Below are 23,294 nucleotides of genomic sequence, written 5' to 3' on the forward strand. Positions count from 1 at the left end.
TCATCCTCCCTGTACGGCGGTGACGAGCTCTACGTCGTCACCGTCGGTCAATTTCCGGCCCGCCCACTGGCTGCGCGGAATCACTGCCGAATTCACGGCAACTGCTACTCCGAGGCGTGACCCGTCGACCGGCTGCCCTGCGGAGGCTAATTCCTTACCCGTGAGCTCGGCGACGAGTTCCAGCAGGTCGGCGGCGAGGGTGGCTGATCGCGCCCCGTTCACTGTGATGGTCATTTGGCGCATGATTGTCCTTCCTCGAATCGGTTGGGCCTGTACCGTTCAAGGCCCAGTGGAGCGGGTTTGCCTTCCAGCAGGTCTACGCAGGCGGACGCAGCAGCCGGTGTCAGGAGCACGCCGTGGCGGAAGAATCCCGTGGCAATGCTGAGTCCCTCGACATCCGGTACGGCACCGAGCAGGGGTGCGTTGTCCGGCGTACCGGGCCGGGCGCGGCACAGCACTTCCTCAAGTTCGAGCTCGGCAACAGCCGGAATAAGCTGCTGGGCGTCACGCAACAACTGATAGACGCCGCCTGCTGACACCGCGCTGCTGCCGTCCTCGCGCATTGTTGCTCCAACGACGACGGTTCCGTCATCTCTGGGGACTACATAAACGGCAGAACCACGCACCAGCCCCCGGACCGTATGAGTGAGCAGGGGCCGCAGGGCAGCCGGAACGCGCAGGCGAAGGATGTCGCCGTAAACGGGCCGCAGCGGAAGCCTGCACGGCAGGCCGGTGAGATCTGCTGCCGCGAGTCCGTTCGCAACGATGGTGACGCCGGCAGTGAGGACTTCGCCGCTCTCAAGAACCACACCCGTCACCCGGTCGCCGGTCCGCTCAATTCCGGACGCTCGCGCCGATACCAGTTGGCCCATTGAGGTCACAGCCTTCAGCAGGGCTGCGGCGAGCCTCCGGGGATCCACCTGATGATCCTCGGCAGCAAGGAATGCCGCCGTCACTGCTGGACCGATCATCGGCTCGGACCGGCGCACCTGACGAAGGGAGACTTGTTCGACCGACAGGGAGTTGAGCGTCTGCACCTCCTGGAGGTCAGCAAGAGCCCTGCGATCCGCGCCGTCGAAGGCCAGCACAATGGTTCCGGTCTTGCGGTAGCCGGAATCCATTCCTGCCCAGGCCAGAGAGTCAAGAAATTCGGGGTAGCGGGAGGCAGAGTCGAGTGTGAGCCGGAGGAGATGCTCCTCGCGATAGTGAAGCTCGCTGGCCGGGGCGATCATGCCCGCTGCTGCGTGTGTGGCACCTGTGCCGGGAGCCGGATCCACCACTGTAACGGTGTGTCCTCTGCGGATCGCTTCCCACGCAATTCCGAGGCCTACGATTCCGCCGCCGATAACGGCGACATCCACCTCTGTTCCCACCAGGAGTCCTTCCCTACGCCGGCATGATCCGGATCAGGTTCGTTGTTCTCACAACGCGGTCGGCGTCGAACGCCCTCTCAGCCGATGTGGCGGATCCGGTGGTTTCCGGACGCGGCACGGCTCCCGCAGTACCCCCTTATTGTAGGGGTATGCAACTCGCCGCCGCCCGCCTTTACCTGTGCACCGATTCGAGAGCGCAAAAGCAGGACTTCGCCGATTTCATCGACGCCGCCTTCGCCGGCGGCGTCGACATCATCCAGTTGAGGGACAAGTCTCTGGAAGCCGCGCAGGAACTTGAGCTGCTCGAGGTGCTGCGAGCGTCGGCCGTTTCCCACGGAAAGCTGTGGGCGGTGAACGACCGAGCGGACATCGCTGCCATCAGCGGCGCACCGGTGCTGCATGTGGGCCAGCGGGACCTCCCGCCGGCCCTGGCGCTGCCGTTCCTGCACGACGGCGGCGCTATCGGTCTGTCGACGCACTCACCCACCCAGGTGAACGGTGCTGCAGCAAACGACGACGTCGGATACTTCTGTACCGGTCCGATCTGGGCCACCCCCACCAAACCGGGTCGGGACGCCGTCGGGCTGGAGCTGGTGAAGGAGGCGGCCCGGTTGGAAGCGTCGCAGGTCGAGAAGGGGATAGCGTTCAAACCGTGGTTCGCCATCGGCGGGATCGACCTCCAGAATGTGGACGAGGTGGTTGCGGCCGGCGCGGGGCGCGTCGTCGTTGTGCGCGCCATTACCGAAGCTGACGATCCGCAGGAGGCGGCAGCGAAGATCCGGGCGCAACTTCCCGCGTAGCTATTTCGCCAAGCGCCTCAGCACGACTCCTGCGGCATCGCCGATGATCAGGGCTGTGCCGATGATCAAGGTGGCGCCGTCACTCAGGGCAGCGCCCTTGGCCTGGGCGGTGCCGTTGGTCAGGGTGGCGCCGTTACTTCGGGCATCGCCGTTGATCAAGGCTGTGCCGAGGGCCAGGGTGACGCCGTTACTTCGGGCATCGCCGTTGATCAAGGCTGTGCCGAGGGCCAGGGTGACGCCGTGGCCAAGGGCGGCGCCGTTGGCCACGGTGCTGCGGTGTGGTTGTCTGCATGGGTGAGTTGTTGGTGTATGGCTTCTTCTACGTGCCAGTAGCGGTTGCGTTTGGGTGTTTGGTTTGGGTCGAGGTATTTGGGTGGTTTGAACCAGGGGATTCCGTGGATTGATTGGACCGTCCAGTTCCCTTGGTGGATGAGGTGGTGGTGCCGGGAGCAGAGCAGGACGCCGTGGTGGATGTTGGTGGTTCCGCCTGCCGCCCAGGGAATGATGTGGTGGGCTTCGCACCAGGTGGCGGGCATCGTGCAGTCGGGAAAAGCACAGCCCTTGTCGCGTGCGACGAGTGCTCGTCGCAGGTGCGGTGGGAAGAGGCGTTGGGTGCGGCCGATGTCCAGGACCTGGCTTGTTCCGCCGAGTACCAGTGGGAGGATGTCGGCGTCGCAGGCGAGTTTGCGGATGCTTCGTGCGCTGAGTTGTTGGGCGTAGACGGAATGGCCGTCGTGGCCGTCGTGGCCCAGATCGGTCAGGTCGGCTAGTAGGTCGCGGTAGTTGATGGTGACCATCACTTGGGGCCGGTGCCCGCCGGTTGCCGGTAAACCGTCTCCGGCTAGGGCAATCCGGCAGGCTGAAACCAGCCCGTCCAGAAGGTTTTGTGCACGGGTTGGCTCATCCGGGTTTGAGGCAGCCTTGCCACCACCGCCGGCCACACTACCGCCGGCCACACCACCGCCAGCCACACCACCGCCGGCCGCGCCGCCGTCTGTGTTGTCGTCGGTCGCGTGGGAATCGGGCTCGGTGCTGGTTCCTGGGTGCCGATCGGTTCCGGCAAGTGGGGAGCGTGGGTTGGTGGCGGTGTTCATGACAGTGCTGAGCTGCTCGAACTGTTCATCGGTGGCACCGATTTCCAGGAAGTGAAGTCCGTGGCGTCTGCCGCGTAGGAAGACGCCCTGCCTGGCGCGCAGGGTTTTCTCTGTCGGTTCCTGTCCGTCCTGATCGATCACGGTTTCCCAGCGTTGGGCCAGGACCCGGAGGACGTCTTCGTCGGATTCGATGGCTTGGCGGACCAGGTGTTCTTCCATGGAGTCCAGCTGTGGGCGGGTTGCCACGGTGGAAACGCGGTGCACGGCATTACGGATGAGTGTGGCGGCCCGGCTGCTGATCTCTCCGGCTGCGGTGGCTTCGGCCAGGACCGTCAGCGGAGCCTCGAGGGCGGCCCCCGGCCCGGGAACCTCCGGTAGAACGTCGTGTCCCAGCCGTAGCCGACGGTTCGCCTCGGTGCGGCTGATACCGATTTTCGCTCGCAGGTACTCTGCGGTGTTCTTGTAAGGGTCGCGGGCATCCGTTGTTGCGAGCTGGTGGTCCTCGGCGGCACGGGCAACCACTGTTTGAAGATGGTCGACCACGTTGGACAGTTGCTCGGCCTCGACCAGGGTCGCCGCGACTTCCTCGACACCCAGCGTGAGGTAGCCCGCTTCGAGCTCCTGCACGAAGGACAGCAGGTCAGCTCGCATACCGGCCAGGAGGGATGTGTCCTGGGCGGGGTGTTCGAGCAGTGCGACGGCCATACCCAAATTTTATCGAACACGTATACGAAAAACCATCGAACCGCGTCAATGTGGAGGACCAGTGAACCACCACTTATCCACAGCCGGAACCCACGCAGCAGGCGCCAACGCAAACGCCAATTATGAGTAGGCCATTCACCTAGTTGGAGAACCTAAGTGGAAGTCAGGCAGTCAGGCAGTCAGGCAGTCAGCCCCAGTGAGCTCATGCGGCGCGAGTGGTTGCGGGTGAGCTGGGCGAAAAGCTGCGCCGTCTCGCGCTCCCGGTCGGCTTCCTCGCCCTCGAACAGCAGACCACCGAGGAACTGGCGTTCAATTCCAACCCGCTGGGCCTGGGTCAAGGCCTCCCCCACCAGGCGGCGCCCCCACAGGGCCAACCGGGAAGCGAGACGGGGATCGTCGGAGAGTGCCGACTTCAACCGCGGCTGCAGCAGCCCGCCCTGCTCAGCGGTTGACTGGATGCGGCCAATGATTTCCCGCGTCGGACCATCGAGCTGTTCGGCCAACGCCGTATAGAAGTCTCCGGAGATCGCGTCGATGACGTAGGCCTTCATGAGCGATTCGTACCAGTCAGCAGGGCGGGTGCGTTCGTGAAAGGAATCGATCGAAGCCTGGAACGGGCTCATTGCCTCTTCAACATCGACGCCCAGCCCGGCAAGGTGCGCACTCACCATTTCGAAGTGCTCAAACTCCGTTACAGCAAGCCGGCCGAGTGCCGCCCGGTCCCGCAGGGTCGGCGAAAAACGCGCATCCGAGGACAGGCGTTCGAACGCTGACAGCTCGCCGTAAGCCATGACGCCGAACAGGTCGACAACGAACCGGTTGAGTGGCCCCGTGCCGCCGCCCGACCCCTCAGCCGGGGATGCTGACGGGGAGTTCGACGGGCTTTGCTGATGTAGGGCAGTCATGGATTCAAGGGTACCCGCGCGCTGTTTCCTGCTGGTTCTGCGTGAATCCGTGCCGGTTCCTGCTGGTCGCTCCCAAGCTTGTCACCGACGTGTATTACGGTTGGCACGTGCCGTATTCGCATCTGGATCTGAGCAACCGGGACTCCCAGGTCCAGCTCACCGTTGCGCTGGAGAACCTCCGGCAGGAGCTGGAACTGGGCGCCGGGTTCCCACCTGAGGTATTGACGGAGGCGGAGGCGGCTGTGGAGGCGCTCGTCCTACCGAAGCGCGATCTCACTCATCTGGGCTTCATCACCGTCGATCCGCCGGGATCAACTGACCTGGATCAGGCTTTCCACCTGGAGCGGGCAGGTGCCGGCTACAAAGTCTGGTACGCCATCGCCGACGTCCCGGCTTTCGTGGCGCCGGGAGGCACGATCGACGCCGAGGCGCGCCTGCGCGGCCAAACCATGTACGCGCCCGACGGCCGCATTTCTCTCCACCCGGAAGTCATCGCCGAAGACGCAGCCAGCCTGTTGCCCGGCCGGAACCGGTCCGCCTTTGTCTGGGAGTTCGAACTGGATGAGGACGCCGAGGTGCAGTCCGTCGTCATCGAACGGGCAGTGGTGAACAGCCGTGCGCAACTCACCTATGAACAGGTGCAGGAAGATATTGATTCGGGCGGGGCAGCGGAGAACCTGACCCTGTTGAAGGAGATCGGCACCAAGCGCATTGCACTTGAGAAGGAGCGCGGTGGGGCCAGTCTCAACCTGCCGGAGCAGGAAATAGCGCACGACGGCGAGCGCTACTTCATCGTCACGCGTCCGCCTCTTGCTTCGGAGGACTGGAACGCGCAGCTCTCGCTCATGACCGGTATGGCGGCCGCCGAAATCATGCTGGAGGGCGGGGTGGGAATTCTCCGCACCATGCCGGCTCCTGATGAGACCTCCCTGGCCCGATTCCGGCATCAGGCCCGTGCTCTTGGCCGCAGTTGGCCCCGGGACGTGCCGTATGGGGAGTTCCTTCGCAGCCTGGACACGTCCGATCCCCGCCAGCTCTCGCTCATGCATGCTGCAGCCTCACTGTTCCGCGGGGCCGGATATACAGCGTTCGACGGCGACCTTCCGGACGCTGTGGAGCAGGCCGCCATCGCTGCGCCCTACGCCCACACCACCGCTCCGCTCAGGCGCCTGGTCGACCGGTTCGTTCTGGTGACTTGCGAGGCACTGTGCGCCGGTAAGGAAGTGCCCGGTTGGGTCCGCGCAGCGCTTCCCGAGTTGAACGCCCTGATGTCCTCCTCGAACCAGCTGGCCTCCCGCCTGGAGAGCGGAGCGATAGCCGCGGTGGAAGCAGCGCTCCTGAGTAATCGGGTCGGGGAAGAGTTTGACGCCGTCGTCATCACCGGGTCCAAGCCGGCTCCGGAGTCACCTACCAACGGCAACGGCAACGGCAACGGCAACGGGGTGCCTCACGGAGTGATCCAGGTCGCCGACCCTGCCGTCGAGGCACGGTGCGACGGCGTGATGACGGCCGGCGATGAAGTGCGGGTCCGGCTGGTCACCGCTGATATCTCACGGCGGGAACTGCGCTTCGAACTGGCCAGCAGTGTGCGGCAGGCGGCGTCGCCGTCGGAAAGTGAAAGCGCAGCAGGGTAGACTTGAACGCGTAGTAATGGATGCCCGGTCGTTCTTAAGAACCTTTTCAGTTCCCGAACGTGGTGGGCCGCAGTTCAATGAACAGGCGGCCTCCCTGCAATCGACCCGCAATACCTACGCGATCTTGAGTCTTCCCAGCTCGGAAGCGGTGATTTCCGCTTCCGAAACGCAGTTGTTAGCCCGCGATCGGCTTCCACTGGACGCCCTGCTTCGTCCTGCTCCGAGCGGACCCCTCTTTAGGGCCCGGCGTTGAGCCCGGCGGCGGCAGTGCCTAATTGAAACGGTAATAAGAGTGACCACAGAGAACCATCACCTCCACGCAGACAACAGCGACGACGAGATCTTCGTAGAAGAAACGCTCGTCACCACTGATGAACCGCATCAGGAGGCTCCCGAGACCTTCGCGGATTTCAACGTCCGTGCCGATATCGTCGAATCCCTCGCTGACGCCGGGATTGTGCATCCCTTCCCCATCCAGGCCATGACCCTCTCGATTGCCCTGGGCGGTCACGACATCATCGGCCAGGCCAAGACCGGAACCGGCAAGACGCTCGGTTTCGGTGTGCCCGCACTGCAGCGGGTGGTCGGCCCAACGGATGACGGCTATGACAAGCTTCCCGCTCCGGGTGCGCCGCAGGCGCTCATCGTTGTTCCGACGCGCGAGCTCGCCGTCCAGGTTGCCGATGACCTGACAAAGGCTGCCAAGAAGCGCAATGCCCGCATCGTGACGATTTACGGCGGCCGGGCATACGAGCCGCAGATTGAGGCGCTCAAGCGCGGAACCGAAGTAGTTGTCGGCACACCCGGCCGCCTGATCGACCTCTACCGCCAGAAGATCCTGTCCCTGAAGAACGTGCGCATCGTCGTGCTGGACGAGGCTGACGAAATGCTGGACCTCGGGTTCCTGCCCGATGTCGAGACCCTGATGTCCGCAACTCCGTCGGTTCGCCAGACCCTTTTGTTCTCGGCCACCATGCCCGGCCCGGTCGTGGCCATGGCACGCCGCTACATGTCCCACCCGACGCACATCCGCGCTGCTGATCCCGAAGACGACGGCGCCACCAAGAAGGACATCCGTCAGGTCATCTACCGCGCCCACAACCTGGACAAGGATGAGGTAGTAGCCCGGATTCTCCAGTCCCGCGGACGCGGCCGCACCATCATCTTCACCAAGACCAAGCGCACGGCAGCCAAACTGTCGGAAGAGCTCGTTGACCGCGGCTTTGCGGCCGGAGCCATTCACGGTGACCTCGGCCAAGGCGCCCGCGAGCAGGCGCTGCGAGCTTTCCGCGGCGACAAGATCGACGTGCTGGTGGCAACCGAGGTTGCGGCCCGCGGGATCGACGTTGAGGACATCACGCATGTCATCAACTTCCAGTGCCCGGAGGATGAAAAGGCGTACCTGCACCGCGTTGGCCGTACGGGGCGAGCCGGCAAGAAGGGCACCGCGGTCACTTTCGTTGACTGGGACGACGTGCCGCGCTGGGGCCTGATCAACAAGGCGCTCGGGCTCGACCAGGCAGAGCCGGTGGAAACCTATTCCTCCTCGCCGCATCTGTATACGGATCTCGACATTCCCGAGGGCACCAAGGGCAGACTCCCCCGCGGCCAGCGCAAGCTGGCCGGAATCAACGCCGAAAAGCTTGAGGACCTCGGCGAGACCGGCAAGAAGAACCGTACAAACGACCGCACCCGCTCCGGTGGACGCGGCGGACGGCAGGGTTCGGAGGAGAAGGCGGGCGGCCGTCGTCGTACCGGTGGGTCCGCCGGAACCGGGGAGGACCGCAATTCAGCAGATAATGGCCCGAAGCAGGCTGACCGAACCGAAGGCTCTGATCGGCCCAAGCGCAGTCGGTCGCGTACGCGACGCCGTAACGGCGAAGTGATTCCCAAGCCCGCTGCAGATAGCTGATCAATAGCGTGAAAGAGACACCGGCCCATCCGGTCTGGCGGCCGGATGGGCCCAATCTGGTCGTGGAGGCCGATAACCTCGAGTACCTCGAGGGGCTCCCGGAGAACTCGTTCTCCATGATTTATGTGGACCCGCCCTTCAACACCGGGCGCGCGCAGCGCCGGCAGCAGACCTCGATGGTCCGCAGCGCGTCCGGCGACGGAGACCGCGTCGGGTTCAAGGGGCATAGCTACACCACGGTCAAGGGCATGCTGGCCAGCTATGACGATGCATTCGAGGACTACTGGGAGTTCCTTGCCCCGCGCCTTGCCGAGGCGTGGCGGTTGCTGGCCGCGGACGGCACGCTGTACGTGCACCTCGACTACCGGGAAGTGCACTACGCCAAGGTGATGCTCGATGCCCTCTTCGGACGCGAGTGCTTCCTCAACGAGATCATCTGGGCCTACGACTACGGTGCCCGCGCCCGGCGCCGGTGGCCCGCCAAGCATGACAACATCCTGGTGTACGTGAAGGATCCGGCAGGGTACTACTTCAACAGTGCCGAGGTTGACCGCGAGCCGTATATGGCGCCGGGCCTTGTCACGCCGGAGAAGGTTGCCCTCGGCAAGCTGCCCACCGACGTGTGGTGGCACACCATCGTCTCCCCCACGGGCAAGGAAAAGACCGGCTATCCCACCCAGAAGCCGGAGGGCCTGGTACGCCGCGCGGTGGCTGCCAGCAGCAAGCCCGGCGACTGGGTCCTCGATTTTTTTGCAGGCTCGGGAACGCTGGGCGCCGTCGCAGGCAAACTGGAGCGGCGTTTCGTATGCGTGGACAGCAACCCGCAGTCCATCGACGTCATGACCCGGCGCCTTGCTCCCTGGCTGGAACCAGCCGCGATGGCGCAGAAAGATCAACCGACCGGACTGGGGCAGTCGGCTGCAACCGGCTGACGCTCCTGGCGGCTGACCTCTTATCAGCTGACGCTCCTAGCGGATGACGCTGCTCCCGGTTGCCAACTCCTCGAGACGTGCGAACATCTCCGGGCTCGTGAGGTTCTCCCCCAGCCGGTTGGGCTTGCCCGTTCCGTGGTAGTCGCTCGAGCCGGTGACCAGCAGGTTGTTCCGGACAGCGATCCGCTCAAGCTCGGCTCGCCCGTCACGCGGATTGTCACGGTGATCGATCTCCAGCCCCAGCAGACCGGCGTCGATCATCTGCTCCGTGACGTCGCTGTCCACAATCCGCCCGCGCGAGGACGCCACCGGGTGGGCAAACACCGGAACGCCTCCCGCTTCGCGTACCAGCGCGACCGCGTCGGCAGGGTGCGGTGCATAGTGACCCACCCAGTACCGTGAGCGTGCGCTGAGCATGCTTGCGAACGCCTCACTTCGCGTACCGACAACTTTCAGCGCCACGAGCGTGTCTGCAATGTGCGGACGCCCGATGGTGGCGTTTTCGGCGACGTGTTCAAGCACATGCGCCCAGGAGATCGGGTAGTCCGCGGCAAGCTTTTCGACCATGCGTTCGGCCCGGGTGAGGCGCGCATCGCGGGACCGCTCGACCTCGGCGAGCAGGCCGGGGTGGGCCGGATCATGCAGATAGGACAGGACGTGGACGCTGATGCCCGTGTCGGTCCGACATGACACTTCCATGCCCGGTACCAGCGCCAGTCCGAGCTTCCGCGCTTCCTGCGCCGCCGCTGCCCACCCGGCGGTCGAGTCGTGATCCGTGAGCGCGACGACGTCCAGGCCGGCCGCAGCGGATGCTCGCATGACTTCCGCGGGGCTTTCGGTGCCGTCAGACACGGTGGAGTGGGCGTGCAGGTCAATTCTCACCAAATAACTGTACGCCCGGGCTACCTGTGCCTGTGGCACCGGGTGTTTGGCTCATTTCTCCGCCAGTGGGACGATGGACGGGTGAGTACAGCAGAGAACACCCCATCGGCAGATACCCGCAAGCTGGAGGATCCGACCGGACCCGGCACTGACGCCACCCCAGTCACCCCGGAAGAGCAACCACTCTCCAGCCGGAACGAGAACCGTTCCCAGCGGCCTGATTCGGCGGCTTTCAAGGCCTTCATGAGTTCGGACTGGGCCGCGAAAGGCACCGAACTTCCGGCGGAGGCAGAGGTCGCGCCGTATGCAGCGCAACGCCGCCTGAAAGTCTCCCGGCAGTTCCCGGGCGAACGACTGGTCATCCCAGCAGGCCCCTTGAAGATCCGCTCCAACGACACTGACTACCGCTTCCGGCCCCACTCAGGATTCGCACATCTGACCGGGCTGGGCCTGGATCATGAGCCCGATGCCGTGCTCGTGATGGAACCTACCGCCGAGGGCAAGGGCGACGACGGCGGCAACCATCACGCCACCCTCTACTTCCGCGAACTGGCCGGCCGGGACAGCGCTGAGTTCTATGCGAACGCGCGCTACGGCGAATTCTGGATCGGGTCGAGGCTCTCCCGTGCGGAAGTCCGTGCGCTGCTCTCGCTGGAGACCGCTGATCTTGCCGATCTTGAAGCCGCAATCACGAAGGACGCCGGCGCTGTCGAAATCGGCGGGCTCCGTATCCGCCTGCTGCGGGAAGTCGACCTGAACTCCGATGCCCTTGTGGACACGTCCCGAATCAACACGGGCGTGGACCTTGAAGCCTCCGACGAGCTCGATGCAAAGCTCGCCGAGGCTCTGTCCGAACTCCGCCTGATCAAGGACGAGTGGGAGATCGAGCAGATGCGGAAGGCTGTCGAGGCTACCGTGAACGGCTTCCACGAAGTCGTCAAGGAACTGCCGCGGGCCATCTCCCACCCACGGGGTGAGCGGGTGGTCGAAGGAGCCTTCTTTGCACGTGCCCGGGAAGAAGGCAATGACCTCGGCTACGACACCATTGCAGCCTCGGGGAACAACGCCACAATCCTGCACTGGATCCGCAATAACGGGCAGGTCGATGCTGATGACCTGCTGCTCCTGGACGCCGGCGTCGAGGCAGACAGCCTGTACACCGCGGACATCACCCGCACGCTTCCGGTAAGTGGTAAATACTCCGAGATCCAGCGCAAGGTCTACCAGGCGGTCCTTGATGCAGCCGACGCCGGGTTCGCCGCAGCCAAGGTGGGTGTGAAGTTCCGCGAGGTACACGCAGCCGCGGTGGCCGTCCTCGCCGAACGGCTGGACGAGTGGGGTTTTCTGCCGGTACCGCTCGAAGAGGCTCTCTCCCCCGAAGGACAGCACCACCGGCGTTGGATGCCGCACGGCACCAGTCATCACCTCGGCATGGACGTGCACGACTGCGCCCAGGCCAAGCGTGAGCTTTATTTGGACGGAATCCTGACCGAGGGAATGGTCTTCACCATCGAGCCCGGCCTGTACTTCAAGGACGAGGACCTCGCCGTTCCCGAGGAGTACCGCGGCATCGGTGTGCGCATCGAGGACGACATCCTGATGACGTCGGATGGGCCGGTCAACCTGAGCTCCGCCCTCCCCCGTAACCCCAAGGACGTTGAGGCGTGGATGGCGGGCATCTTCAGCCCCACCGGCGAGTAGCTTGCAGGAAGGCGGACAGCCGAATGGCTGTCCGCCTTCCTTCGTATGTGGCCACGGCTGTTGACCCCTGGCTGGCTACTCCTTGGAGGACTCTTCGCGCTGCCCTGACTGCTCGGCTGTCGTCTCCTCTGTGGGCTGCGGTTCGACGCGGACTCCGTACTGGGGCCTGCCGTCGGGGAGGTCGGGGAAGCGGCCCCGAGTGGAACGACGGGTAGCAGCACGCTGTTCCTCACCCGCTTCCGGCGGCGCAGCGTCCTCTGAGGAAGCAGCGGTTCCTTGCGGAACACCCGGTTCCTGCGCATGGGGCGGTTGAGCCGGCGGCTGTCCCCAGCCCTCAGGCCGCTGCGGCGGCTGGTTCTGCGGCGGCTGGTTCTGCTGCGGCGGCGTGCCCCAGGGCTGCACCGGACCATGTGCGGCTTCCTGCGGGCGCGAGTTCATCGGAAGCTGCTGCAGCATCCGCCGGGCTTCACCGGCGGCAGCAGGATCCACGATGACGTCGTAGCTGGTGGCCACCACCTGGCTGGTAGAGGTGAAGTCACGCTTTCCGCGCTGGAACGCGTAGGCAATCACGCCGAACAGCACCCAGAAGACGGCGCCCAGAGCGATGGAAGACAGAATCGGCAGGTACGTGGAGTCCCCGCCGAAGAGCGTGAGAATGAAGCCGACGAACAGGCCGAACCACGCACCGGTTGCCGCGCTGGCGAGGGCAACCCGCGGGTAGCTGAGGCGCCCGGTCACCCGTTCCACGGTTTTGAGGTCATTTCCGATAATCGAGACCTGCTGCACCGGGAACTTGCTGTCCGCCAGATAGTCCACGGCTTTCTGCGCATCCAGATAGGAGCTGTAGCGGCCGATGGTCTCACCCTTAGGCAGGGTGCGGCCCTCGTCGCGTGAGGTGGTTCGTCCAAGAACGTTTGACATACTTTCATTGTCGCCTAGATACCCTCAAACCGTGTCGCCGTATCGCTCGGGGTGAACTTTCCGGACGCTATGCTGTGCGGGCTGTCACGCAATACGGCTGTAGTCCGGTAACGGCAGTAGCCTTGGCATGTGAGCAGCAACCCAACGCGCGTATTCGTGGCACGTCTTCTGGGCCTGGACGTTTTCGACCCGCTCGGTGACCGTCTCGGGCGGCTTCGTGACGCCGTCGTGCTGGATCGCGGACCCGCTGTCGCTCCCCAGGTAGTGGGGCTTGTAGTCGAGGTGCCGGGAAAGAAACGCGTTTTCGTCCCGATGACACGCGTCACATCTATCGACGCAGGGCAGATTATCTGCACGGGACTGGTCAACCTGCGCCGGTTCGACCAGCGCGGTGCCGAGCAGCTGGTTGTCGCCGAGCTGTTCGACCGTAGGATCACCATTCGGGACGGAAGCGGGGAGGCCACGATTGAAGACGTGGCCATGGAAAAGGACCGAGCCGGTGACTGGCATGTCTCCCAGATCTTCGTCCGCCGCGGGGGCCCGCAGTCCCGCCTCCGCGGGCTGCGCCGGGGGGAACGCCTCATCATTGACTGGCTGGATGCCTACCACGGTGATGCAGATGAACCTCAGGCCGCTACCTCCTTCGTAGCCCAACACGATGACCTCAAAGCAGCAGACTTCGCCGACGCTCTTCATGAGATGAGCGACAAACGCCGCATCGAGGTGGCGAGCGAACTCCAGGATCAGCGCCTGGCTGACATTCTGCAGGAACTCCCGGACGATGACCAGGTTCAGATCCTCTCTTCACTGGACCGTGAACGGGCAGCAGACGTGCTCGAGGAGATGGATCCCGATGACGCGGCCGACCTCCTCAACGAACTGCCGGAGGAGCAGAAGGAAGAGCTGCTTCAGCTGATGGAGCCGGACGACGCGAAAGATGTCCGCCGGCTGCTGCAGTATGAGGAAGATACCGCGGGATCGCTTATGACCCCCGTGCCGGTCATCCTGCCGCCGGAAGCGACAGTCGCCGAAGCACTGGCGCATGTGCGCCGGGAGGAACTCACTCCGGCGCTGGCTTCCTCCATTTTCGTCTGCCGACCGCCGCTGGAGACTCCGACCGGCCGCTACCTCGGTGTGGTGCACATCCAGCAGCTGCTTCGGTATCCGCCGCCGGAACCTTTGGGCAATATCGTGGACACTGACCTGGAGCCTGTCAGCGACCAGGCGACCATCAGCGAAGTGTCGCGGATCCTCGCGACCTACAACCTGAACTCGCTTCCGATCGTCAATTCTGACGGCCGGTTGGTGGGGGCGGTGACCGTTGACGATGTCCTGGATCACCTGCTTCCGGAAGACTGGCGCGCCCAGGACGTTACGTCCGACTCGACGCGGGGAGGCATGAATGGCTGAGAGAACGAGAACTGCGACCACCAGCGGCCTGGACACGCCGCGCGAGAGCCGTGGACGGTTGCTGCCGAGGCTACGCCCCAACCCGGACGCTTTCGGAAGCGCAACCGAGAACTTCGCCCGTTTCATGGGGACGCCCCAATTTCTCTTCTACATGACGGTGTTCGTGGCTGTGTGGCTGGCCTGGAACAGTTGGGCTCCCGAGGCCTGGAGGTTCGACAGCGCCGCGATCGGTTTCACGCTGCTTACCCTGATGCTGTCCCTGCAGGCGTCCTACGCCGCTCCCCTGCTGCTGCTGGCCCAGAACAGGCAGGATGACCGCGACCGCGTTTCGCTCCAGCAGGACCGGCAGCGTGCCGAACGGAACCTGTCGGACACCGAATACCTCACGCGCGAGATCGCCGAGCTCCGCATTGCCCTCCGCGAGGTCGCAACACGCGACTTCGTCAGGTCCGAATTGCGCTCGGTCATGGAGGAGCTGCTCGAGTCTGCAGACGGGAACGAGACGCAGCCCCAGCGCAAGCCCAGGCGCAGGGTGCCGGACACCACGGTATCCCTGCCACAGGTGCCGCCGGCACGCAAGGACAGCCGGTGACTCTCGATTCCGCTGTGCGCACCGCTCTCGGCACGGTCATCGACCCGGAGCTTCGGCGCCCGATTACTGAACTGGGCATGGTGGAGGGCATTACAACGCACGACGACGGCGCCGTCGTCGTGCGTGTACTGCTCACTATCGCCGGCTGTCCGCTCCGTGACACCATCACCCGGGATGTGGAGGCAGCTCTCGGCGCGCTACCCGGGGTGACCGCGGTGTCCGTGCAACTGGGAGTGATGACCCAGGATCAGCGCGATGCGCTGAAGGAGCGGTTGCGGGGCCCGGGCGGCAAACGGGGAATTCCGTTCAATCAGCCCGGTTCGCTGACGCGCGTCCTCGCCGTCGCTAGCGGCAAGGGCGGAGTCGGTAAGTCGAGTCTCACGGTGAACCTCGCGGCCGCGATGGCTGCGCAGGGGTTGCGGGTGGGCATTGTGGATGCTGATGTCTACGGCTTTTCCGTTCCGGCGCTGATGGGAATCAGCGCATCGCCGACCCGGGTGGATGAGATGATCCTGCCGCCGGTGGCTCACGGTGTGAAGGCTATTTCCATCGGCATGTTCGTGGCGGGTAACCAAGCGGTTGCCTGGCGAGGGCCCATGCTTCACCGTGCGCTGGAGCAGTTTCTGCAGGATGTGTATTTCGGAGACCTGGACGTGCTGTTCCTCGATTTGCCGCCCGGGACCGGCGATATCGCAATCTCCGTGTCGCAGCTGCTGCCCGACGCCGAACTGCTGATTGTCACCACTCCCCAGTCCGCGGCGGCGGACGTCGCCGAACGCGCAGGCTCCATGGCGGTGCAAACCGGTCAGAAAGTAGCCGGCGTCATCGAGAATATGTCGTGGCTGGAGCTTCCGTCCGGGGAACGGATGGAAGTTTTCGGCAGCGGCGGCGGGGCCGAGCTGGCGCGCCGGCTCACCTCGACGGTCGGTTACGATGTTGGGCTGCTCGGCAGTATCCCGTTGGAGCCGGCGTTGAGGGAAGGCGGAGACAACGGGCAGCCTGTCGTCCTTGAGGAGGGCTCTCAGGCGTCCGCGGAGTTGAACCGTATTGCGCTCGCGCTGGCGCGGAGGCCCCGCGGGTTGAGCGAGCGCCTGCTCAACGTCAGTCCAAAGCGCGCCTGACCGTCCCTCTGGGGCTCCGGACAGTCCGCTGTGAAGTCCCGGCCCCTCGCGCAGCGGCCCTGTCAGCAGCTCCATACCCGGAACGATCAGGGCGCCTCAACAGTCCGGTCAGGTCGCCTCGACGTCATAGGGTGCCGGTTGACCTGCTGTCAGCCGCGGTGTGCTGACGCTATTTCCAGGGGGCGTTACGTTACCGTTCGCTGATTCAACGGCACCGTTCGGTGTCGGGTTGCTCGAAGCTGAAATGGAGCGGGATGCGGGCCGGGAGCCGTTGTCGCTCACTGGCTTGATGGCGTCTTCGATATCATCAAGGAGCGCTTCCTTGATGATGCGGCGCGGATCATACTGCCGCGGATCGAGCTTGCGCCAGTCAACGTCGTCGAACTCCGTGCCCACTTCTTCGCGGAGTTGCTCGCGCGCGCCGGTGGCCATGCGGCGCAGGCCCTTGACCAGTTGCGCCAGTTGGGATGCGTACTCGGGCAGGCGTTCAGGACCAAGGACGATGACAGCGATGAGCGCCAGCAGGAGGAACTCATATCCATTGATTCCAAACACTCTCGAAGCCTACCTGCCGGACAACACCGAATCTATTTACGTCACGGCGCCGGCTGCGCGAGCTTGCCCAGGCCGCGCAGGATGCGGCTCAGGGGGTCGCTCGGCGCGTCCGGGCGCGAGTAGGCGAGTTGTGAGTGTTCATTGAACATAAGCTGGCTGACCGCCCGCGGCATGTCTGCGACGGGCAGGGTGGAAACCACTGTGTAGGTCGCAGATTCCGAATCGATCACCAGCTGCCAGGCGCGTCCCGGGTGGAGCCACACCGTCTGCTCGGTCCCGCCGATTTCCTCGAAGCCATCTTCCTGAACCGTACGGCCCGTAGCCGCGTTCACCGGAGAGCCTTCTGCAGCGTCGCCGCGTTGTTCATAGATGGTCAGGGAATGACTGCCATCGGAAAGGTCCAGTTGGAGCGTGGGCCGGCCGTCAATCTCCCGCGCTTCGGCACCGACCAGTTCGAAACCAAGTGTCTGCAGTTCAGGGCAGAACCAGCCGTCGTCGCGCAACTGTTCGATTTCGACAGGACTCAAGTCGGCGGGTGTACCCGCCGCCACCGTCTGGAAGCTTTCCGTCACAGAAGCCGATCCGCCGGCGATCACGTCATCGGAGTCGACCTCGGATCCGAGTGCGTAGGCGGCAGTCAGCGTTGCGACGGCGGCGACGGTCAGACCACTCCCGACAGCCATCACTGCCCGGTTCCGGTGGACGAAGGACTCTTTGACAAATTCATGATCCGTGGCGCCGAAAGGCACCCCCTCTGTCTCGGCAGCCTCCAGTTCACGATCGGCAGACTTCCCCGCAGACCTGCGCAGAATTCGCTCGCACAGGTCCTCTGACGGTCCGGGAGTGGAAGTGCTGCGCAGCCGGCGACGAATTGCCTGCTCCTGCTCCACGACTTCATGGCACCGGGCACAGCGAAGAAGGTGCTTTTCGACTGCACGCTGGCGAGCGGGGCTCAGTTCGCCTGCCACGTAGTCGATCAGGAAACGGGTTGGGTGACGCATGGGCCTAGCGGGCACCCGCAATCCGCGGCATGCTTAGGCGTGGTGCAGCGGCAGCGGGCTGTCGGGGATCCCGATGCGCCAGCTTCTCCCGAAGGATGGTGCGGCCGCGGTGGATGCGCGAGCGGACGGTGCCAAGCTTCACGCCGAGGGCACGGGCCACCTCGTCGTAGGGCAATCCCTCCAGGTCACACAGGACAACGGCCGCCCGGAAATCCGGTGGAAGCTCCTCAAGGGCTGCCTGTACATCAAGATCGAGATTGTTGAATTCGAAGCTGCGCTCCGGACCCGGATGGGTGCTGGGCAAGCGGCTCTCGGCATCATCGGCAAGGCCGTCAAAGCGGATGCGATTCTTGCGGCGTGCCTGATCCAGAAAAAGATTTGTGGTGATGCGGTGAAGCCAGCCATCAAGCGTTCCCGGCTTGAAGTTGGCAAGTGACCGGAAGACCCGCACGAATACCTCCTGCGTGAGGTCCTCGGCGTCGTACTTGTTGCCCGTCAAGCGATAGGCAAGCCGGTACACCTTCGGTGAGTGGTCTCTGACCACTTCTTCCCATGACGGCGGTACCCAGTCGGATACCTCCTGATCGTGCTCTCCGGTGGTGGCGCTCCCCGTGGGTGCCACCGTGCGCGAAGTAGACATCGACCTTCTCCTCTCGCCCTCGAATGACCCGCATGCCGGTCCGTGAAGTTGGATACGCATGCACCAGGTATTCGGAGCTTTGCCTCTGTTGGATGCCTTAAGTTGCAACCGTTGCTTATCCATGGTGCCGGACCTAGCTGAAAGCTCGCTGGAAAGCTGTCTGCGGACGGGACCGGGCAACCAGGGCGCGGGTCAGGCGCAAAGTCGCATTACCTGGCCCTGCCCGTGATGCACAGTAGGCTGGCATTGACGCCGTCCGGCAATACTGACGGCGTCACACGACACCATTCAGGCTCCTGGACAGAACGGAACATCATGAGCGCGCAGAAGCAGGCTAACTGGTCCTACACGGAAGGCCTGCCTGTTGAAGATGATGTTCTGCTCCGGGCACGGGACCGGTCCCATGAATTGGGCGTGGCCCCGGTCACTACCGGCATCGCGGCCGCACTGACCGTGCTGGCTGCTGCATCAAAGGCGATGACGGTTGTGGAAGTGGGCGCCGGCGCAGGTGTTTCCGGCGTGTGCCTGCTGCGTGGCATGGGACCGAACTCGGTACTGACAACTATCGACTCGGATGTGGATCATCTCCGGGCCGCCCGCGAGGCCTACGCCGAGGCGGGAATTCCTGCGAACCGCACCCGGACAATTTCCGGGCGCGCAGCCGACGTGCTTCCCCGCCTGACGGACGCTGCCTATGATCTGGTTTTCCTTGACGCGGACAAAACCAACCTCCCGCTTTACGCGGAACAGGCCATCCGGTTGTTGAAGCGCGGAGGATTGCTGCTGATCAACGACGCGCTCGACAGCGGCAAGGTCGCCGACCCCGCAGTACGCGAGGCTTCCACGAACACGCTGCGCCAGGTAGGCAAGGCGTTGCGCGCAAACGATCAGCTGGTCAGCACGCTGGTGCCGGCCGGGAACGGCCTCCTGATGGCCGTCAAGACGCCCAGCTAGCCGGGCGTCTCGGCTTCAGTCGGTTACCGTGAGCAGGCAATCCTTTAGCTTGCCCGCTTCTTCTGCGTTCAGCTCGACCACCAGGCGTCCACCGCCGTCGATCGGAACCCGCATGATGAGGCTGCGTCCCTCTTTGGTGACCTCCATGGGTCCATCACCGGTACGGGGTTTCATGGCAGCCATCTAAATAGTTTCCTTCCACGGTGCGCGGCCGGACGAAAGCCGCGGTCAGCAGTGCACGGCGGAGTGCCCCCCGTACGCTCGTCCTACCCTATTATCCCGTAGAAGTGCGCGGCTAGCTAATCGCCGGTGCGGCGCCCATCACACCGCTAGGGCGAATAGTCTCCGCTGCCGAAGAGCGGAACCCAGGCCCACAGCCACGCAACCCATACGACCTGAAGGCAGGCACAAGCGGCGACCGCGAGCCAGCGATACGCCCTCGCATCTGAGATGAGCACGGCGGCGAGCGCAAGCGGAAACAGCGGAAGCAGAATCCGGAAGGTGCTGGTCTGCGGATTCCAGAAGGCTGCCAGGAACAGCAGATAGGCAGTGCACCACAACCTCAGCGGCAGCCCAAGGCTGCGGCCTGCTGTCGAGAGCAGCAGGCCCGCGAACCCCGCTATCAGTACCGCCAGAGCGAGCGGGCCAAGGATCGGTCCCAGCAACCCCACAGCAGCGCTCAACCAGGGCAGGAAGAGCGTGAGCTCAGAACCGCGCCAGGCTGTCTCTGTCTGCACGTAGGCATCGGGCACGCCCGTTCCCACCCAGGCAACGACCGGCCAGGAGAGAGCGGCCATACCCGCGACCCCCGTCAATACCGCGAGCCGCCCCGAAGCCCATGCGGAGTTCGGCCTGCCGCCAACATCTCCTTTGGCCGCCAGTCCCAGCAGCAGCAGCGCTCCCAACATGGCGGCGAACGGGACACCAGCGGGACGGGCAAGACACATCAGCACCACCACGGGAACGGCGGACAGGAACCGGCCGGTCATCACCAGGTACAGGGCCAGCGCCAGCAGCATCAGGTGGAGCGATTCAGCGTACGGAATCTGCAGGATGGGCGAGGTCGGAAAGAAGGCGATGAGGCCAACAGCCCAGAGGGCATCGCGGTGCTGGGCGCGTAACCGGAAGATGCGGTAGATGATGAGCGCAGCAGCAAATCCATAGGCAGTCGCAAGCAGCGGCGCGCCGGGATTCCAGCCGGTGCCGGTCATCGTCGAGAACAGACGAACGGTGGCGGGGAAGAGCGGATAGAACGCCCACTGATTTTCAAGGACTGTGCCGTCGTCCCCGCGTGGCAGCTCGGCGGGGTAGCCGTCGTCGTGGATGCGGGCGTACCAACCGCTGTCCCAGAAGTTGATGAACTCCCCGTAGCTGGGGGAACCTTGCGCCCATGGGCTGGGCATCTGGCGGCGGGCAGCCGCTATCAGGACAATCATTGAATAGAGCCTCGCCGACCCGTAGACGAGCACCACCTGCACCCACCAGGGCAGCGACCCCAGCCAGTTACCAACGGCTCGGGCGCGCACCGCCAGGCGCAGCTCAGGAAGTCTCAGCGACTCACGCGAGCGGGGCGGCATCCCGCACCCAGCAGGAGGCAAGGTGGTCATTCACGTACCCGGTGGCCTGTTGCATGGCATAGGCGGTGGTAGGCCCCACGAAACGAAACCCATGTGACCGTAACTCCTTCGCAAGCGCGACAGACTCCGGCACGACGGCGGGAACATCCGTGAGCGACTGAGGCGCCGGTTTCGGCGCCGGCCGGTGTGCCTCAAGGATTCCGGCCAGGGTGGTGCCCTCCGGAAGTGCGAGCACCGCCTGTGCGTTCGCTATGGTCGCGAGAATTTTGGCCCGGTTGCGCACGATGCCGGCGTCGCTGAGGAGGCGCGCGACGTCGTCGTCGTCGAAAGCGGCAACCGACTGGGGATCGAAGCCTGCGAAGGCAGCCCGGAAGTTCTCGCGCTTGCGGAGGATGGTGATCCAGCTGAGGCCGGACTGGAACGCTTCGAGGCTGATCCGTTCATAGAGCGCAGCATCGCCCACGACCGGGCGCCCCCACTCGTTGTCGTGGTAGGCCTGATATTCCTCGCTGGATACCGCCCAGGGACACCGCAGGCGGCCATCGCTGCCGCTGACCGCGCTCACTGGCCGTCCCGGTTCTGATCCTGCAGCGCTTCAATGAGCGCGTCGCGCTCGGCGAGCGCAACGGCCAGGCTGTCCAGGACCTCATCCACCTGGTCCATACGATATCCCCGCAGACCAAGCGAGAACCGGATCCGGCCCACGTCGGAAGCGCTCGGGTGTTCGGGAAGCAGAACCGGCGGCAGGCTGGGCGTCGGGTCAACCAGTCCAGGGAGGGCTTTCGGTTCCCCTCCTAAGGACCCGTTGGGGCCCGGCCGTCCACGCCCGACGGCGAAAAAAGCAGTGGCACCCACTGCCGCAACCGCGATGACAACGAGGAAAACCGTCATGGCTCAGGGCCCGGTGTGCCTGGCTGTATCAGCGAGTACGGCGCGCACTGCCTCGGCTGGGTCATCGACCAGGTGCACCAGGGACAGGTCCTTCTCCGAGATCATTCCGTTGGCGAGCAGCGTGTCCCGTACCCAGGTCCACAGCGGACCCCAGAACTCGGTACCGATCAGCACGATCGGGAAGGACGTGACCTTCTGGGTCTGGACCAGCGTCATGGCCTCGAAGAGCTCATCCAGGGTTCCAAAACCTCCGGGCAACACAATGAAGCCCTGAGCGTATTTGACGAACATGGTCTTGCGGGCAAAGAAGTAGCGGAAGTTGATGCCGAGATCCACCCACTCGTTCATCCCCTGCTCGAAGGGAAGCTCGATGCCGAGTCCCACTGAGACACCTCCGGCCTCGCAGGCACCCTTGTTCGCCGCCTCCATCGCGCCCGGTCCACCACCGGTGATGACGGCATAGCCTGCTTCGACGAGGAGCCGCCCCACCTCTTCCCCCACCGCATAGTACGGGGAGTCCCGCGGAGTACGTGCTGAACCGAAGACGCTGATTGCCCGTCCGAGTTCCGAGAGGGTGCCAAATCCCTCCACGAATTCGCTTTGAATCCGGAGCACGCGCCAGGGGTCCGTCTTGGTGAAGGGAGTTTCCTCCTCGGAATCCAGCAGATACCGATCGGACTGCACGGTCCTTGCCTGGTCCCGGCGAAGTTCTACCTGGCCACGGCGCCGCGCAGGTGCCGCCGGAGAACCGGTGTGCTGATCATCGTTGACGCTGTGGGGACTCATAACCCAAGGCTAACTGCCGGAAGGGGCCCTCCGCTTTGGTTGCTCTTGAATCACGATTTCCACTTTCCGCAAGCCGATGTATCGCCGGTGTGGAATTCTTCGCTACATTTCTACCTATGACTCGTGACACACAGTCGAGCACGCCCACGTCCTCGTCCAACTCGTCAGCAAAGCCTCTCGTCTCTTTGAAGAACGTCAACAAGCATTTTGGTGAACTCCATGTGCTCAAGGACATCAACCTCGAGGTTGCCCGTGGCGAGGTGGTGGTGGTGATCGGCCCCTCCGGATCCGGCAAGTCCACGCTGTGCCGCGCCATTAACCGGCTCGAAACCATCGATAGCGGCGAGATCCGGATCGACGGCAAGGAGTTGCCCGCTGAAGGCAAGGCGTTGGCAAAGCTGCGTGCCGACGTCGGCATGGTGTTCCAGTCCTTCAACCTGTTTGCCCACAAGTCCATCCTTGAGAACGTGACTCTCGGTCCCGTGAAGGTCAAGGGAATGAAGGCCAATGCGGCGAAGGACCTTGCCATGTCGCTGCTGAAGCGGGTGGGCGTGGATAACCAGGCCCAGAAGCTACCCGCGCAGCTCTCCGGCGGGCAGCAGCAGCGCGTGGCCATTGCGCGAGCCCTGGCTATGCAGCCGAAAGTGATGCTCTTTGATGAGCCCACATCCGCCCTGGACCCGGAGATGATCAACGAGGTTCTGGACGCGATGGTGGCTCTGGCCAAGGAGGGCATGACCATGATCGTGGTCACCCACGAGATGGGCTTCGCCCGCAAGGCCGCCGACCGCGTGCTTTTCATGGCTGACGGTCAGATTGTTGAACAGGCAAAGCCGGAACAGTTTTTCACCAACCCGCAGAGCGATCGTGCCAAGGACTTCCTCGGCAAGATCCTCGCCCACTAACCA

At 64.2% G+C, this 23,294-nt stretch carries 25 protein-coding genes and 1 riboswitch; of the genes, 10 read left to right on the forward strand and 15 right to left on the reverse strand.

All coding sequences use genetic code 11. From position 1 onward, the window contains the following. Together thiS and thiO are read right to left on the reverse strand one after the other, a co-directional pair. Nucleotides 1-234: a sulfur carrier protein ThiS gene (gene thiS, locus Q0877_RS04465; RefSeq protein ID WP_299166088.1), complete on the reverse strand. Its 234-nt coding sequence runs from the start codon at nucleotides 232-234 to the stop codon at nucleotides 1-3. Next, complete coding sequence (thiO, locus tag Q0877_RS04470) at nucleotides 231-1,373, reverse strand: glycine oxidase ThiO (RefSeq protein ID WP_299166089.1); 1,143 nt, start codon at nucleotides 1,371-1,373, stop codon at nucleotides 231-233. The genes thiS and thiO overlap by 4 nt, the downstream gene beginning before the upstream one ends. Continuing rightward, nucleotides 1,367-1,510: riboswitch (TPP riboswitch) on the reverse strand. It overlaps the preceding gene by 7 nt. A 12-nt stretch (nucleotides 1,511-1,522) precedes the next feature. On the opposite strand from thiO, the gene thiE reads away from it, so the two are divergent. Next, a complete protein-coding gene (thiE, locus tag Q0877_RS04475) occupies nucleotides 1,523-2,173 on the forward strand; it encodes a thiamine phosphate synthase (RefSeq protein ID WP_299166090.1) in 651 nt (216 codons plus the stop codon). On the opposite strand, the gene Q0877_RS04480 is transcribed toward thiE, so the two are convergent. The 3 genes from Q0877_RS04480 to Q0877_RS04490 all read right to left on the reverse strand — a co-directional run bounded on the left by Q0877_RS04480 (nucleotide 2,174) and on the right by Q0877_RS04490 (nucleotide 4,877). Continuing rightward, entirely contained in the window at nucleotides 2,174-2,440 is a 267-nt protein-coding gene (locus tag Q0877_RS04480) for a hypothetical protein (RefSeq protein WP_299166091.1), read from the reverse strand. Then, nucleotides 2,383-3,972, reverse strand: coding sequence for an HNH endonuclease signature motif containing protein (locus tag Q0877_RS04485; protein ID WP_299166092.1), 1,590 nt, complete (start codon nucleotides 3,970-3,972; stop codon nucleotides 2,383-2,385). Before Q0877_RS04485 ends, Q0877_RS04480 begins: the two co-directional genes overlap by 58 nt. Before the next feature lie 179 nt (nucleotides 3,973-4,151). Continuing rightward, the gene (locus Q0877_RS04490) at nucleotides 4,152-4,877 is read right to left on the reverse strand and encodes a ferritin-like fold-containing protein (RefSeq protein WP_299166093.1); all 726 of its coding nucleotides are present in this window, start codon (nucleotides 4,875-4,877) and stop codon (nucleotides 4,152-4,154) included. 107 nt (nucleotides 4,878-4,984) lie between these two features. Here Q0877_RS04490 and Q0877_RS04495 point away from each other — a divergent pair, with 107 nt between their 5' ends. The 3 genes from Q0877_RS04495 to Q0877_RS04505 all read left to right on the forward strand — a co-directional run bounded on the left by Q0877_RS04495 (nucleotide 4,985) and on the right by Q0877_RS04505 (nucleotide 9,355). After that, entirely contained in the window at nucleotides 4,985-6,511 is a 1,527-nt protein-coding gene (locus tag Q0877_RS04495; protein ID WP_299166094.1) for an RNB domain-containing ribonuclease, read from the forward strand. A 292-nt stretch (nucleotides 6,512-6,803) separates the two neighbouring features. Beyond that, entirely contained in the window at nucleotides 6,804-8,423 is a 1,620-nt protein-coding gene (locus Q0877_RS04500) for a DEAD/DEAH box helicase (RefSeq protein WP_299166095.1), read from the forward strand. Between the two features lie 8 nt (nucleotides 8,424-8,431). Continuing rightward, nucleotides 8,432-9,355 (forward strand): site-specific DNA-methyltransferase, encoded by a 924-nt coding sequence (locus Q0877_RS04505; RefSeq protein ID WP_299166096.1) that lies wholly within the window; start codon nucleotides 8,432-8,434, stop codon nucleotides 9,353-9,355. A 36-nt stretch (nucleotides 9,356-9,391) separates the two neighbouring features. Here the strand turns inward: Q0877_RS04505 and Q0877_RS04510 are convergent, their stop codons facing one another. After that, on the reverse strand, nucleotides 9,392-10,237 hold the full coding sequence (locus tag Q0877_RS04510) for a PHP domain-containing protein (protein WP_299166097.1): 846 nt from the start codon (nucleotides 10,235-10,237) through the stop codon (nucleotides 9,392-9,394). A gap of 243 nt (nucleotides 10,238-10,480) precedes the next feature. Here Q0877_RS04510 and Q0877_RS04515 point away from each other — a divergent pair, with 243 nt between their 5' ends. After that, nucleotides 10,481-11,938: an aminopeptidase P family protein gene (locus Q0877_RS04515; protein ID WP_299166202.1), complete on the forward strand. Its 1,458-nt coding sequence runs from the start codon at nucleotides 10,481-10,483 to the stop codon at nucleotides 11,936-11,938. A 75-nt stretch (nucleotides 11,939-12,013) separates the two neighbouring features. On the opposite strand, the gene Q0877_RS04520 is transcribed toward Q0877_RS04515, so the two are convergent. Continuing rightward, the gene (locus Q0877_RS04520; protein ID WP_299166098.1) at nucleotides 12,014-12,859 is read right to left on the reverse strand and encodes a general stress protein; all 846 of its coding nucleotides are present in this window, start codon (nucleotides 12,857-12,859) and stop codon (nucleotides 12,014-12,016) included. A 129-nt stretch (nucleotides 12,860-12,988) separates the two neighbouring features. Here Q0877_RS04520 and Q0877_RS04525 point away from each other — a divergent pair, with 129 nt between their 5' ends. From Q0877_RS04525 to Q0877_RS04535, 3 genes are read left to right on the forward strand one after another with little or no spacing between them, the layout of a single operon-like run. Next, entirely contained in the window at nucleotides 12,989-14,269 is a 1,281-nt protein-coding gene (locus Q0877_RS04525) for a magnesium transporter MgtE N-terminal domain-containing protein (protein WP_299166100.1), read from the forward strand. Next, entirely contained in the window at nucleotides 14,262-14,861 is a 600-nt protein-coding gene (locus Q0877_RS04530; RefSeq protein WP_299166101.1) for a DUF1003 domain-containing protein, read from the forward strand. The genes Q0877_RS04525 and Q0877_RS04530 overlap by 8 nt, the downstream gene beginning before the upstream one ends. Next, nucleotides 14,858-15,982, forward strand: coding sequence for an Mrp/NBP35 family ATP-binding protein (locus Q0877_RS04535; RefSeq protein WP_299166102.1), 1,125 nt, complete (start codon nucleotides 14,858-14,860; stop codon nucleotides 15,980-15,982). The genes Q0877_RS04530 and Q0877_RS04535 overlap by 4 nt, the downstream gene beginning before the upstream one ends. A 108-nt stretch (nucleotides 15,983-16,090) precedes the next feature. Here the strand turns inward: Q0877_RS04535 and Q0877_RS04540 are convergent, their stop codons facing one another. From Q0877_RS04540 to sigE, 3 genes are read right to left on the reverse strand one after another with little or no spacing between them, the layout of a single operon-like run. Next, complete coding sequence (locus tag Q0877_RS04540; protein ID WP_299166103.1) at nucleotides 16,091-16,537, reverse strand: Sec-independent protein translocase TatB; 447 nt, start codon at nucleotides 16,535-16,537, stop codon at nucleotides 16,091-16,093. Nucleotides 16,538-16,578: 41 nt separating this feature from the next. Continuing rightward, on the reverse strand, nucleotides 16,579-17,538 hold the full coding sequence (locus Q0877_RS04545; RefSeq protein WP_299166105.1) for an anti-sigma factor: 960 nt from the start codon (nucleotides 17,536-17,538) through the stop codon (nucleotides 16,579-16,581). A 4-nt stretch (nucleotides 17,539-17,542) separates the two neighbouring features. Then, complete coding sequence (gene sigE, locus Q0877_RS04550; protein ID WP_299166107.1) at nucleotides 17,543-18,178, reverse strand: RNA polymerase sigma factor SigE; 636 nt, start codon at nucleotides 18,176-18,178, stop codon at nucleotides 17,543-17,545. Between the two features lie 315 nt (nucleotides 18,179-18,493). On the opposite strand from sigE, the gene Q0877_RS04555 reads away from it, so the two are divergent. Further along, nucleotides 18,494-19,132, forward strand: a complete 639-nt coding sequence (locus Q0877_RS04555; RefSeq protein WP_299166108.1) for an O-methyltransferase — start codon at nucleotides 18,494-18,496, stop codon at nucleotides 19,130-19,132. Nucleotides 19,133-19,147: 15 nt separating this feature from the next. Here the strand turns inward: Q0877_RS04555 and Q0877_RS04560 are convergent, their stop codons facing one another. From Q0877_RS04560 to Q0877_RS04580, 5 genes are all read right to left on the reverse strand, one after another. Further along, nucleotides 19,148-19,315, reverse strand: a complete 168-nt coding sequence (locus Q0877_RS04560) for a DUF3117 domain-containing protein (protein ID WP_084033880.1) — start codon at nucleotides 19,313-19,315, stop codon at nucleotides 19,148-19,150. Between the two features lie 146 nt (nucleotides 19,316-19,461). Further along, a complete protein-coding gene (locus tag Q0877_RS04565) occupies nucleotides 19,462-20,739 on the reverse strand; it encodes a hypothetical protein (RefSeq protein WP_299166109.1) in 1,278 nt (425 codons plus the stop codon). Continuing rightward, nucleotides 20,690-21,274 carry a DNA-3-methyladenine glycosylase I gene (locus Q0877_RS04570; RefSeq protein WP_299166110.1) on the reverse strand — a complete coding sequence of 195 codons (585 nt, stop codon included), beginning with the start codon at nucleotides 21,272-21,274 and terminating at the stop codon, nucleotides 20,690-20,692. The genes Q0877_RS04565 and Q0877_RS04570 overlap by 50 nt, the downstream gene beginning before the upstream one ends. After that, the gene (locus Q0877_RS04575; protein ID WP_299166111.1) at nucleotides 21,271-21,600 is read right to left on the reverse strand and encodes a DivIVA domain-containing protein; all 330 of its coding nucleotides are present in this window, start codon (nucleotides 21,598-21,600) and stop codon (nucleotides 21,271-21,273) included. The genes Q0877_RS04570 and Q0877_RS04575 overlap by 4 nt, the downstream gene beginning before the upstream one ends. Nucleotides 21,601-21,603: 3 nt before the next feature. Continuing rightward, on the reverse strand, nucleotides 21,604-22,386 hold the full coding sequence (locus Q0877_RS04580) for a TIGR00730 family Rossman fold protein (RefSeq protein WP_299166112.1): 783 nt from the start codon (nucleotides 22,384-22,386) through the stop codon (nucleotides 21,604-21,606). 116 nt (nucleotides 22,387-22,502) lie between these two features. On the opposite strand from Q0877_RS04580, the gene Q0877_RS04585 reads away from it, so the two are divergent. Then, nucleotides 22,503-23,291: an amino acid ABC transporter ATP-binding protein gene (locus tag Q0877_RS04585; RefSeq protein WP_299166113.1), complete on the forward strand. Its 789-nt coding sequence runs from the start codon at nucleotides 22,503-22,505 to the stop codon at nucleotides 23,289-23,291. The last annotated feature ends 3 nt before the right edge of the window (nucleotides 23,292-23,294 follow it).

The organism is uncultured Arthrobacter sp., assembly GCF_947495145.1.
In the GTDB taxonomy this organism is placed as follows: Bacteria; Actinomycetota; Actinomycetes; order Actinomycetales; family Micrococcaceae; genus Arthrobacter_D.

Excerpts from the sequence above, each read along its gene's own strand:
- Q0877_RS04490 (WP_299166093.1), bottom strand. The coding sequence starts at position 4,877 with ATGACTGCCCTACATCAGCAAAGCCCGTCGAACTCCCCGTCAGCATCC.
- Q0877_RS04585 (WP_299166113.1), top strand. The coding sequence starts at position 22,503 with ATGACTCGTGACACACAGTCGAGCACGCCCACGTCCTCGTCCAACTCG.
- Q0877_RS04575 (WP_299166111.1), bottom strand. The coding sequence starts at position 21,600 with ATGACGGTTTTCCTCGTTGTCATCGCGGTTGCGGCAGTGGGTGCCACT.
- Q0877_RS04485 (WP_299166092.1), bottom strand. The coding sequence starts at position 3,972 with ATGGCCGTCGCACTGCTCGAACACCCCGCCCAGGACACATCCCTCCTG.
- thiS (WP_299166088.1), bottom strand. The coding sequence starts at position 234 with ATGACCATCACAGTGAACGGGGCGCGATCAGCCACCCTCGCCGCCGAC.
- Q0877_RS04565 (WP_299166109.1), bottom strand. The coding sequence starts at position 20,739 with ATGACCACCTTGCCTCCTGCTGGGTGCGGGATGCCGCCCCGCTCGCGT.
- Q0877_RS04530 (WP_299166101.1), top strand. The coding sequence starts at position 14,262 with ATGGCTGAGAGAACGAGAACTGCGACCACCAGCGGCCTGGACACGCCG.
- Q0877_RS04545 (WP_299166105.1), bottom strand. The coding sequence starts at position 17,538 with ATGCGTCACCCAACCCGTTTCCTGATCGACTACGTGGCAGGCGAACTG.
- Q0877_RS04580 (WP_299166112.1), bottom strand. The coding sequence starts at position 22,386 with ATGAGTCCCCACAGCGTCAACGATGATCAGCACACCGGTTCTCCGGCG.
- Q0877_RS04520 (WP_299166098.1), bottom strand. The coding sequence starts at position 12,859 with ATGTCAAACGTTCTTGGACGAACCACCTCACGCGACGAGGGCCGCACC.
- thiE (WP_299166090.1), top strand. The coding sequence starts at position 1,523 with ATGCAACTCGCCGCCGCCCGCCTTTACCTGTGCACCGATTCGAGAGCG.
- sigE (WP_299166107.1), bottom strand. The coding sequence starts at position 18,178 with ATGTCTACTTCGCGCACGGTGGCACCCACGGGGAGCGCCACCACCGGA.
- Q0877_RS04555 (WP_299166108.1), top strand. The coding sequence starts at position 18,494 with ATGAGCGCGCAGAAGCAGGCTAACTGGTCCTACACGGAAGGCCTGCCT.
- Q0877_RS04515 (WP_299166202.1), top strand. The coding sequence starts at position 10,481 with ATGAGTTCGGACTGGGCCGCGAAAGGCACCGAACTTCCGGCGGAGGCA.
- Q0877_RS04560 (WP_084033880.1), bottom strand. The coding sequence starts at position 19,315 with ATGGCTGCCATGAAACCCCGTACCGGTGATGGACCCATGGAGGTCACC.